The organism is Moorena sp. SIO4A5, from assembly GCF_010672005.1.
Taxonomy (GTDB): domain Bacteria; phylum Cyanobacteriota; class Cyanobacteriia; order Cyanobacteriales; family Coleofasciculaceae; genus Moorena.
On the sequence record NZ_JAAHHZ010000185.1, the window covers coordinates 1 to 10,025 of the forward strand.

The 10,025-nt window shown below is 43.5% G+C and carries 9 protein-coding genes and 1 pseudogene; 4 read left to right on the plus strand and 6 right to left on the minus strand.

Annotation, left to right across the window (positions count from 1 at the left end; translation table 11 throughout):
* Both F6K57_RS31220 and F6K57_RS31225 read right to left on the minus strand, forming a co-directional pair.
* The coding region (locus F6K57_RS31220; RefSeq protein ID WP_293072019.1) for a hypothetical protein at positions 1–243 on the minus strand (243 nt) is incomplete at its 3' end.
* Positions 244–398: 155 nt separating this feature from the next.
* A complete protein-coding gene (locus F6K57_RS31225) occupies positions 399–2,018 on the minus strand; it encodes an HlyD family efflux transporter periplasmic adaptor subunit (protein WP_293058182.1) in 1,620 nt (539 codons plus the stop codon).
* Positions 2,019–2,296: 278 nt separating this feature from the next.
* On the opposite strand from F6K57_RS31225, the gene F6K57_RS31230 reads away from it, so the two are divergent.
* Positions 2,297–2,455, plus strand: a complete 159-nt coding sequence (locus tag F6K57_RS31230) for a hypothetical protein (RefSeq protein WP_293072020.1) — start codon at positions 2,297–2,299, stop codon at positions 2,453–2,455.
* Here the strand turns inward: F6K57_RS31230 and F6K57_RS31235 are convergent.
* Positions 2,432–5,512 (minus strand): peptidase domain-containing ABC transporter, encoded by a 3,081-nt coding sequence (locus tag F6K57_RS31235; RefSeq protein ID WP_293072021.1) that lies wholly within the window; start codon positions 5,510–5,512, stop codon positions 2,432–2,434. The two genes, F6K57_RS31230 and F6K57_RS31235, sit on opposite strands and share 24 nt — an antisense overlap.
* A 354-nt stretch (positions 5,513–5,866) precedes the next feature.
* A complete protein-coding gene (locus F6K57_RS31240) occupies positions 5,867–6,490 on the minus strand; it encodes a helix-turn-helix domain-containing protein (RefSeq protein ID WP_293072022.1) in 624 nt (207 codons plus the stop codon).
* 125 nt (positions 6,491–6,615) lie between these two features.
* Between F6K57_RS31240 and F6K57_RS31245 the strand changes: the two genes are divergently transcribed.
* Positions 6,616–6,750 (plus strand): hypothetical protein, encoded by a 135-nt coding sequence (locus F6K57_RS31245; protein ID WP_293072023.1) that lies wholly within the window; start codon positions 6,616–6,618, stop codon positions 6,748–6,750.
* A 718-nt stretch (positions 6,751–7,468) separates the two neighbouring features.
* Here the strand turns inward: F6K57_RS31245 and F6K57_RS31250 are convergent.
* Both F6K57_RS31250 and F6K57_RS31255 read right to left on the minus strand, forming a co-directional pair.
* Positions 7,469–8,239 (minus strand): peptidylprolyl isomerase, encoded by a 771-nt coding sequence (locus F6K57_RS31250; protein WP_364304810.1) that lies wholly within the window; start codon positions 8,237–8,239, stop codon positions 7,469–7,471.
* 126 nt (positions 8,240–8,365) lie between these two features.
* Positions 8,366–8,548, minus strand: coding sequence for a hypothetical protein (locus tag F6K57_RS31255; RefSeq protein WP_293072024.1), 183 nt, complete (start codon positions 8,546–8,548; stop codon positions 8,366–8,368).
* A 351-nt stretch (positions 8,549–8,899) separates the two neighbouring features.
* Between F6K57_RS31255 and F6K57_RS31260 the strand changes: the two genes are divergently transcribed.
* Both F6K57_RS31260 and F6K57_RS31265 read left to right on the plus strand, forming a co-directional pair.
* A complete protein-coding gene (locus tag F6K57_RS31260; RefSeq protein ID WP_293072025.1) occupies positions 8,900–9,157 on the plus strand; it encodes a hypothetical protein in 258 nt (85 codons plus the stop codon).
* A gap of 558 nt (positions 9,158–9,715) precedes the next feature.
* A pseudogene (locus F6K57_RS31265) lies at positions 9,716–10,025 on the plus strand (aminoglycoside phosphotransferase family protein); the annotation flags it as partial.

Genomic DNA, 10,025 nt, shown 5'->3' on the forward strand with positions numbered 1-10,025 from the left:
ACAGAAACTGCAACAACTGTACCGGAAGATGTTGCAGTTTCTGTTGGAGTTTTTAATTCTTGGGTCAAAGACATCGCGGCTAGGGTCTAATAAGTAGGTGGTACTTATAGCAATTCTACAACTTGTGAGGTACAAATTTATGGTTTTTAGGGAGCAGGGAGCAGGGAGCAGGGAGCAGGGAGCAGGGAGCAGGTAAGAGGGAAAAGGGAATAGGGAATAGGTAAAAAATAATGTGTACCTCATGAGTCCTATAAACGCTATATTAGTCTAGATTATCATCATTAGAGCGAGTCAAGTAATCTCTTAAAAAAGTTTACCAAACTATCGATATCTGAATCCTAAACATCCAGATAATAAATGATTAATTGGTAATTAATAATGACTAACAAAAATTAATGTCAAAGCTCCAAACCACTTTTTTGCAACTTCTTAAATGGATCCAGAACGAAATCAATAACACGACGTTGCCGGACAATCACCTCGGCTGTTGCAGTCTGACCTGGAGTTAAGGTAATCTTTTTGTTTTGGGCTTTGATATAGGGCTTTTCTAACTCGATTTCTAGTTCAAAGCTTTCTAGCTTGCCTTGGTTGGTTTCTGTCATCTTCGAGTCTGGAGAAATCCAACTCAGGTTACCTTTCAATACCCCATAGTTTTGGAAGGGATAGGCATCAAACTTCATCTTCACTGGCATTCCTACCTGTAAAGACCCACTCTCTGTAGTGGCTATTTGGGCTCGGAGTACTAGGGATGAATTCTCTGGTGCAATCTCTACAATTACCTCTCCCGGTTGGACAACATCCCCAGCGCCTTGGATCGGCAAATGAAAAACTGTGCCAGTAGCAGGAGCCTTGAGTACTCGTTGCTCTAACTGAAATTCCAAGGATTTAATCTGGGTTTTAGCCTGGGCAATTTCTGCTTGCAGGGTAGTAATTTCTGTTTCCAGATTCTTCAGCTGTTCCTCAATTTTTAGCACCGCCAGTTTACTCCCTTGCACTAGACTCTGATAGCTACGTTTCTGCTCTTTAAGGCGAAGTTCAGCTTGCTGAATATCAGCCTTAGCTTGATGAATAATCCGCTCGTAGCCGCCTTGGTGCTCTTTGAGGCGGGACTTGGCTTGCAAAATATCGGACTGGGCTTGCACAACGCTTTGGTCGTTTTCTTTTACCAGCTGTTCCGCTTCAATAAAGCGGTCTTGTGAAATGACACCTTCCTCAAACGCTTGTTTGTAGCGTGGGAGTCTTTCCTGGGCAGCTGATAACCGAATTAATGCTAATTTATAAGTTGCTTGGCTCGATTCAATGGATTGCTGAACTTGATTGATTTGGGCCAGTTTTTCCTCTTTTTGTAAATTATGGATATTCTTGAGAGAATCTAGATTATACTTTGCCTGCTCCACTTGAACCTGTTTTTCCAATTCTTGAGCTTGGTTCTGTTGCTGTTGGGTATGCAGTCCCAGCATCAATTGATTCTTGAGTATGTCCAACTGCGCCAGCCGATTCTGTTGACCTGTCTGTCTTTGATGCAACTGCTCAAGCTCAGCACGAACTAAATCTGATTCTAACTCCAGTAAAATCTGTCCTGCCTTGACGATCTCCCCCTCTTTGACTTTCAGGGCAGCCACCGTTCCAGACACTGGTGCATCCAACCTAATGGTTTTCCCCTTAGGCTCAATCCGCCCTCTGGCACTGCCGGTCTCATCTACCTTGGAGAGCATTGACCAAGGTAAGAGGATACCGGCAAAGATGACTAACAGATAGAGCAATCCCCGAGTCCACGCTCGTGGCAAGGTATTGAGCAAATCATGGGTGAGTTCAGACCAGTCATCACCGAGAGATGGTGATTCGGCTGATGGTGATTCGGCTGATGGTGATTCGGCTGTTTGGGTTGGCGGTGGTGTCTGATTAGTGTTTAGGGAGTCCGGTGGATTGATGACTAAACTATTGCTATTTATATAGTCATCGTTTGGATTCTTCGGAAAGCCTGAGTTAGGAAAGCCTGAGTTAGGGTCGTATGGCATAATTCACAATTGGTAATTGCTATAGCATTTTTAAAAAAGGGAGTAGGGAATCGGGAGTAGGGAGTAGGGAGTAGGGAATCGGGAGTAGGGAGTAGGGAGTAGGGAGTAGGGAGTAGGGGAAAAACTATGTGTAAATTATTACTATTAAAAACGTTTTATATACTTGCATTTTTATGATATTTTTTTACATAAATATCATAAAAATGTTGATTTTTTTATTTGTTTTTTTAAGTTTAATTTGACTATCAATCAAGAAGGATACAGCGTTTTTTATAACTATGAAGTACACAGCATTTTTTCCCTGTTCCCGATTCCCGATTCCCGATTCCCGATTCCCGATTCCCTGTTCCCTGTTCCCTACTCCCTACTCCCTACTCCCTACTCCCTGCTCCCTATTCCCTTTAATTAGGATTTCAATCAGCAAGAGTAACAGTTAGTTGTTGCTGATTGAGATAAAAGTAGTGACCACGCTTAGCCATCAATGTTTCGTGGTTACCACTTTCGACCAAGATTCCTCGATCAAGTACTAGAATTACATCAGCTTGGCGCACGGTAGAGAGGCGATGAGCAATAACTAAGGTGGTTCGACTTTTCAAAATTGAGTTGAAGTTAGTTTGAATGATGCGCTCGGATTCAGCATCCAGGTTGCTGGTGGCTTCATCTAAAATCAACAAGCGGGGATTCCCTACCAAAGCACGGGCGATCGCTAGGCGCTGACGTTGACCACCAGATAACATACCACCCCCCTCGCCAATTTGAGTCTCATAACCCATGGGTAGCTGTTTAATAAACTCATCTGCACCAGCCTGTCGCGCTGCTTCCATAATTTTTGCTAGGGTTGCTGAGGGATCGCCCATGGCAATGTTTTCCCGAATAGTTTTGCCAAACAGAAATGTATCTTGGTTAACTACACCAATTTGCTCCCGCAATGAGCGCAGGGAAAGACTGGTGATGTCTTGACCATCAATTAACACTTTGCCATCTGTGGGGGTATAAAGCCCCAAAACTAACTTGGAAATGGTGGTTTTCCCTGAACCACTGCGACCGACTAGGGCTACCATTTGCCCTGGTTTGACCTCAAAACTGAGATTTTCGAGTACATTAATATCGCTTTGAGGATGATAACGAAAGGTGACCTGCTCAAAGCGAATGTGACCCCTAAGTTGTGGTAAGGATTGACGAGATTGCTGCTGCAAATCTTCTTCTGGTTCCGCATCTAGCACATCATTGATGCGTTCCACGGCAATCAGCACTTCCTGCAATTCATTCCACAACACGGTTATGCGCTGGAAGGGGTTAATCACATTATTTAGCAACATATCAAAGGCAACTAATTGACCGATGGTGAGTTGGTTTTGAATCACCAGCCACGCTCCATACCACAGCAGAGCAGTAGTAGCAACAGTTTCGATAGTGTTACTGAATATTTGTAACTGGTTGCTGATGATTTGCCCAGAAAAGCTAGTTTTGATTGACTTATTCAGCAGTTCCTCCCAATGCCAGCGCACTGTTTGTTCAACTGCCATGGATTTAACTGTGTTAATCCCGGTCAGGGTTTCGATCAGATAACTTTCTTGATTAACTAAAGCATCGAATATTTCTCGGGAAATCCGGCGCAAGAAGGGGGTGGCTATTAATGCCAGCAGGAAAAATGGCGGCACAATTAACAACACTAGCGCTGCGAGTTTCCAGCTGTACCAGAACATCAGACTCACGTAGACAAAAACAGTGAGTAAGTCGAGCAAGATTGATATAGCTTCGCCAGTGAGGAAGCTTTGAATTTTTTCGTTTTCCTGGACGCGGGAGACAATGTCACCGACAAAACGAGACTCAAAGAAGTTTAAGGGTAATCGGAAGGTATGGCGAATAAACCCGACAATCAGCGCCAGATCGACTTTGTTAGCGGTGTGGTCTAGCAAATATTGCCGTAAGCCAGTCATGGCAACTTGGAATAAGCCAAACAGCAGCAAGCCTAACCCAACAGCGTTTAAGGTCAGAGTACTACCTTGCACTATTACCCGGTCTAACAATAGCTGTGTGAATAGAGGTGTAACTAGTCCGAAGATCTGAACTAAGATAGATGCGATCAATACCTCTAGAAGCACCAGCCCGTGAGGTTTCATTAATTCAAAGAACTGCCAGAAGGCAACACTGGCCTCCTTGGCTTCCTTGAGCATTGCTGTCGGTTGCAACAGAAGGGCATAGCCAGTCCAATTTGCTTTGAAATCGGAATGGTTGAAGGTTTTTTGACCAATGGCAGGGTCTCCTACAATTACGCGATCGCGAGTCACTTTATAGACCACGATGTAGTGTCTGCCCTCCCAATGGGCAATAGCGGGCAGTTTCTCTGTTGCCAATCGGTCGAGACTAGCTTTGACCGGTCGGGTAGAAAAGCCGATGCTTTCTGCTGCTGTAGCTAGACCTCGTAGTGATGTGCCATTGCGGTCAACATTGGCAACATCCCGCAAACGATTAACGCTGAAACGCCTACCCCAGTAGCGACCGATCATAACTAAACAAGCAGCACCACAATCTGAGGAACTCTGTTGGGCAAAGAACGGATAGCTTTGAGTAACTTGCTGCCACCAATGGCTGACTTTGACTGTAGGGTTGGGAAAGTAAACTCGACGGGTCTTGCGTTTTGGTTTTCGCTCTGGAGACGGTTGAGCAGGTGCGACAGCTGACAAGGTATTAGCCAATGCTGGCATAGATTGCTCGTTAGCCGATGGGGTAGCATCAGACTCAATCAGCTCACTAAGTTGTGGCAAGTGGAGTAGGGCAATTTTGCTATCACCATTGCTGAGACTATATAGCTGAGTTGGCATCCTCACCTGCCAAGAGTTTCCTTCCTTTAACTGGGAGGGAGTGTAGATGCTGCCAGCATTGAGGGTTTTGCCAGAACCATGGAGTAGCTCTCCGTGTCGGAGCAGCCAAAGTTTTTGATTCTTTAGTAGAGAATCTGGGAGTGTGCCGACTTCCAGAGTATAGGGTTTTAATAGGGATAGGGTTTTAAGTAATCCTTCTCGGGGTAGATTCTCGAAAAAACCATTGCGACGACACAATAAGAATAGATCCCGCAATACTGCTTGTCTATGCAGGTGATCCCTGATGGTAGGATAGTTACGGAGCAAGGGCTGCAACAACTCACCAGCAAGATAGCAAACCTTGAGCTTGACAGAAGCTCTGGCAGTGTAAGGCTGAAACGATTCTTCTGGAAACAAGGTCAGCTCGCCGAAGGTGCTGGATGCTTCTAGGGAAGCCAGTAAGTTATTGTCCTGATCGAGGAGCCTAACTTTGCCAGCCATAACCATGTAAACGCCAACATTCCCATTACCTGCTTGCCAGAATGCCTTACCTGCCCTTGGTTCCAGAATTTTAATACCTTTGAAGCAGCGGTCGAGTTCCTGTTGAGGGAGTGCTTGTCCCAGGGTCTGGGCAAGTTGTTGAGCAAAATATTGCTTGAAAGCAGCTTGAGACGATGAATCCTGAACCATGGAGTTTACTCCAATCAATCAAAACATTCCTAGAGCTTGGATTCAGTAATAAAAATTTGGGTATAATGTCTTGATGCAATTCCGTAAGTTTTGACTGACAAAAATCTACTTGTGAAATATTACTGAATTAGCTCTGATTAGGATTGAATTTACAATCATTACTTCCTAATGATTGCAATAAATAATCTGTTTTTGGCCTGCTACCCAAGTGTCAGTTATCAGTAAGTTTTCAGTAATTTTATTACTAGTTATGAGTTGTCTTATTAGTTGTCCGAAGGACTAGACTTTAACTCTTGATAACCAACTATTGCCAAAAAAAATTTTGTACTAGCTATACTAGCTGTACTAGTTGTACTAGTTGTACCAGCTGTTGATTTTTTGTGGATTGAATGGCCACAATTTCAAAGATTCAGTTAATGAGGCAGAAGACAAGTTGCGAACAACAATGCCACACCCCTCAGTTTCAGAAGGATTCTTGGTATTCTTGGCCTTGGAGGATTTATTGCGGGTGGAAAGTCCCATTTTTTTCAGCAGACGGTTGATATGGCGATCGCTGACCTCAATGCCAAACTCTCGGGTCAGATGCTTGTTCAACCAATGGGCTGTCCAAGAGTGAAATGAATAGCCATACTCACGGGGACTATGACTCACCAGCTCTTTCAAACGTTCAAGGTATTGGTCATTAATGGTCTTAGGTCGGCCAATTGGCAAAGCATTCCAATTGTGCATGTTACCCGTTTGGAGTTGGCAAATCCAATACCGTGCGGTTTCTTGAGAGCAGTGTAATGCTGTAGAAATTTGAGTCTGAGACTGACCCTGATCTGCCAGCAACATAATCTCAATCCGACGACGGTATTCTGGGCGTAAATTAGTTTTTAGGCTTTCTAGCAGCAATTGTCGTTGATCTGGAGTCAAAAACTGACCTGCTTCTAAATCCCTGTTTTCTGGAGCAATTTGTTGAACGTAAGTTACAACCATATGACAGCTAAATGTGTTGACACACCCTATACTGATAAAATTATATGAATTTTTCAAGAAGTGTTAGTAAAGTTTTGTTGAAAACATCGTAATTATGAAGCTCTGTAAGCTGTTAGGCATTTTTAATGCCTAACAGCAATGCAGAAGGCAGAAGGGAGAATGGACAAGAGTTTCACGGTTTTTTTCCTGATTTACTAAAAGGTAGTTTAAATGCGCGACAGCAAAACCTGAAAAAACAGCCATTTTGGCTGAGGGGGTGACAACAAGGCTAAAAGCTATGCAGTGGCCTCACGGGGAGGCAGCGCGGTCTTGGGGGTTCCCCCCACTCGCGCTTTGCCGTGGTTTCCCCCACTCGCGCTTTGCCGTGGTTTCCCCGACTCGCGCTTTGCATCAAGACAAGGAAGTTGAATCCAAGTGTAAACTTTCTGTTGCAAACTCTTCTATTTTTCCTGCGGAATGTGGGTTTAGGAAAAGAAAATATTTTTCTTTGGGTGCTTTGAAGTAGTTGTTTAAGTTGTCACCAGTGTAATTTACCATGTCATTTGCTCCCTATTGATTGCAATGGCTTGAGGATTTGTGGATTGCTATCTTCGGAAAGATTCACCCGATTTGTCTGAGTTACATCAAGAAATGCTTATTCTTAATAGGATTGGTTTGGCAATTAAGAGGATTATGCTTTCTTGACTGCCCTCACTGTATTAATCACTCCGAAAATCCAATTTTTCTACAGTTTTATATAAAGTTTTGTAACTCTTATGATAAAGTTTTGTAACGAATCTCAGAAAACAAGGAAGTTGAATCCAAGTGTAAACTTTCTGTCAGTACTCCTTCTTTTTTCCCTGCCTAAGCGAGCCCTGTTGACAAACAGGCTTTGTCAGTCCGGCTTCATGGAGGCGATTAATCCCAGAAGATGCCAAACCAGTCATAGTTGAAAACTATCCGAACTTTTCTAGTTTACCTGCGGAATCTGGGCTCCCGTTATAAGTGGGCAACAATTTCCATCTGTTCCATTTGTTCCCTTAGCCAGTCAGAAAACAAGTTTGAAAGAATCTCAGAGTGCAACTGCTCATCCAATTGCGGTTGAATGATTTCCTCAACCACAATCAGGTGTACTCCAGATGAGGTGACAATGGGTTGGAGAATCTGGGGCGGACTGGCAGCAAAGACCGCAGCCGCAATCTCTGGCTTGAGTTGTTGGCGCTGTAGTATTCCTCGATATCCCCCAGAGCGGCGTAGTGACACGTCCTGAATATGTTGGCGAGCAATCTCATGGAAACTGACTTCCCCTTCCTTGAAGGCATAAAAGAGTTCCCAAGCTAGGTCTTCGTCCTCCAAAACCACTTCGTACATGACGACTCCGGCATAATCAAGCTGGTGCTCATAAAAAAAAGACTCAACTTGATCTCTAAACAGATGTTGAGCGACCTTGTCAGCGATGGTGTTGGTGTAAATCAATGCTTCAAAATCATCGAGAGATAGATGATGTTTTTGCAGCCACGACCAAGTCTCGTCAGTGTTATGAAGTTCGGTGGCGAGACGGAAGTCGTCTGCTGCCTGTTGGAGTTCTTCCGGCTCCACTTGAATGCCAGCCTCTGCTGCTGCTGACTCAATAATCTTGCAAGTAACAATGCCCTCCACTAAGCTAGGAATTTGGCAAGAGAGCCTGACATGCTCAAAAAGAGCTTTCTGGTCAATAGTAATCAAGCTTTGCATACTATCCTGCTGAATTTTACTTAATTTGAAACTCAATGGTTAGTTGGATGAGGCACTAGGGACTATACCTAATACCTAACACCTTGGCCTAACCCTCAAAACTAAATTGACAGTAAGCAGTCAGGGGTCAGCGGTCAGGGGTCAGCGGTCAGCTTATTTTCTTCAAAAGCACCTCAAGTAGCCTGGCCACAGGCCAAGGCTGATCGCTGATCGCTGATCGCTGATCGCTGATCGCTGATCGCTGATCGCTGATCGCTGATCGCTGATCGCTGATCGCTGATCGCTGATCGCTGATCGCTGAATGCTTACAATTGACAGACTACTAGGGTTGAAATGACTCATCATTTTTTATTCTAGCCATCCATCTTTGAATTATGTCTGAGAAAAAGATGAGATTTTGTTTAAATAAGACATAATTAAGTAACTTGTGTCTTGCTATCCCAAAGAAAGATATAAGTCACTTAATTATGTCTCAAAACAAAAGACAAACCCCAGAAAATATGTCTTTTTTACTAGAATTAAATTCTTTATTTATGTCGATTTTAGCCTTGATTTAAGTCCAAAAAGCCCTATAAAAACCCTTGACTTTTTCTGTTTTTGGTACGATTATGAAATTAAGAAGTTAGCAAGCTTACTAGTCATGAATAGTTGCATGCTAACTGAATAACTAACATCTGAAAGTAAGGAAAAACCCAAATGTCTACTATTAAAATTGCTGAACTGCGTCCTGCTGGTTCAGAGCTATTCCAAGATTCCGAAAGCTTCCTCAATGAGCTAAGCGATGGTCAGGAAATGGACATGGTTTTAGGAGGACGCGGCAAACGTGGTGGTAACGTAATCACTAGTGTAATTAGCAATGTAAACACTCAGGTTAACATTACCAATATCAATTCTATTACTGGGATTTTTGGTGGAGGTCGCCGTCGCCGTCGCCGTCGCCGTCGTAAGCACTAAGTTCGGTAAGTAAAGGTATTTGAAGCTTTACGAAGTAAGTTGTAACTGATATTTTGCAGTAATGTCAGTAGTCAGCCAGGGTTTAAATCCCTGGCTGATCAATCAAGTCCTCTGACCTAGGAATCAATGTTGGCCACATTATGATTTCAGTCTATTTTAATGGACTTTATCGGTTAGCCGCTTGTTAAAACCACGAGCGGGCTGTAGGGGTTACCGACAATCATGCAAGATATAAGTTCAGTCGGAGTCCTTATGGCTCCGATTGATTATTTGCAAAAATCCCCAACCATAAGACCTTAATCAAGACCTTATGTCCAAAAAGTAAAGGTAATCCTATTGACTTTTAGGGCTGAATAACTAAATATTAATAATTAATCAGGGGTAAGCATTCAGCCGTCAGCTGTCAGCGGTGAGCCTTGGCCGTTGGCCACGCTACGCGAATGACTGATAGCTGAATGCTTACGATTTAGGGGTATCTGAATCAGGGATTAACAAAACTGACATGCTGCCCTTGTGGCTGCTGACGTTAATTTGAAGTTTATTATTAAATAATATAGTATGGCATTTTTATTAAGTTCTAAAAATGTTTTCGAGTACCTGATTGAGCAGGGAATCTGTACTGAACAGGAACAAGCTCTGGGTAAAATTGAGCCCAAGGCTGCCAAGAACTTTAATTTGCTCCTGACCTTGCCAGAAGGTCGTAAGCTCCTAGTAAAACAAGAGCCTTACGACCAAGACGGTGAAACCGTAGGTGAGTTTTTGAAGGAATGGCGCTCTCAAGAGTTTTTACGACAATTCCCAGAGGTGAGTCACCTGGGGTCTTGGCTACCTGAAGTCCTCCATTTCGATCCAGATAATTCCATTATTG

Bases quoted from the DNA above. Each gene is read 5' to 3' on its own strand.
- F6K57_RS31225 (WP_293058182.1), bottom strand. From the start codon at position 2,018: ATGCCATACGACCCTAACTCAGGCTTTCCTAACTCAGGCTTTCCGAAG.
- F6K57_RS31230 (WP_293072020.1), top strand. From the start codon at position 2,297: ATGAAGTACACAGCATTTTTTCCCTGTTCCCGATTCCCGATTCCCGAT.
- F6K57_RS31235 (WP_293072021.1), bottom strand. From the start codon at position 5,512: ATGGTTCAGGATTCATCGTCTCAAGCTGCTTTCAAGCAATATTTTGCT.
- F6K57_RS31240 (WP_293072022.1), bottom strand. From the start codon at position 6,490: ATGGTTGTAACTTACGTTCAACAAATTGCTCCAGAAAACAGGGATTTA.
- F6K57_RS31245 (WP_293072023.1), top strand. From the start codon at position 6,616: ATGCCTAACAGCAATGCAGAAGGCAGAAGGGAGAATGGACAAGAGTTT.
- F6K57_RS31255 (WP_293072024.1), bottom strand. From the start codon at position 8,548: ATGATGAGTCATTTCAACCCTAGTAGTCTGTCAATTGTAAGCATTCAG.
- F6K57_RS31260 (WP_293072025.1), top strand. From the start codon at position 8,900: ATGTCTACTATTAAAATTGCTGAACTGCGTCCTGCTGGTTCAGAGCTA.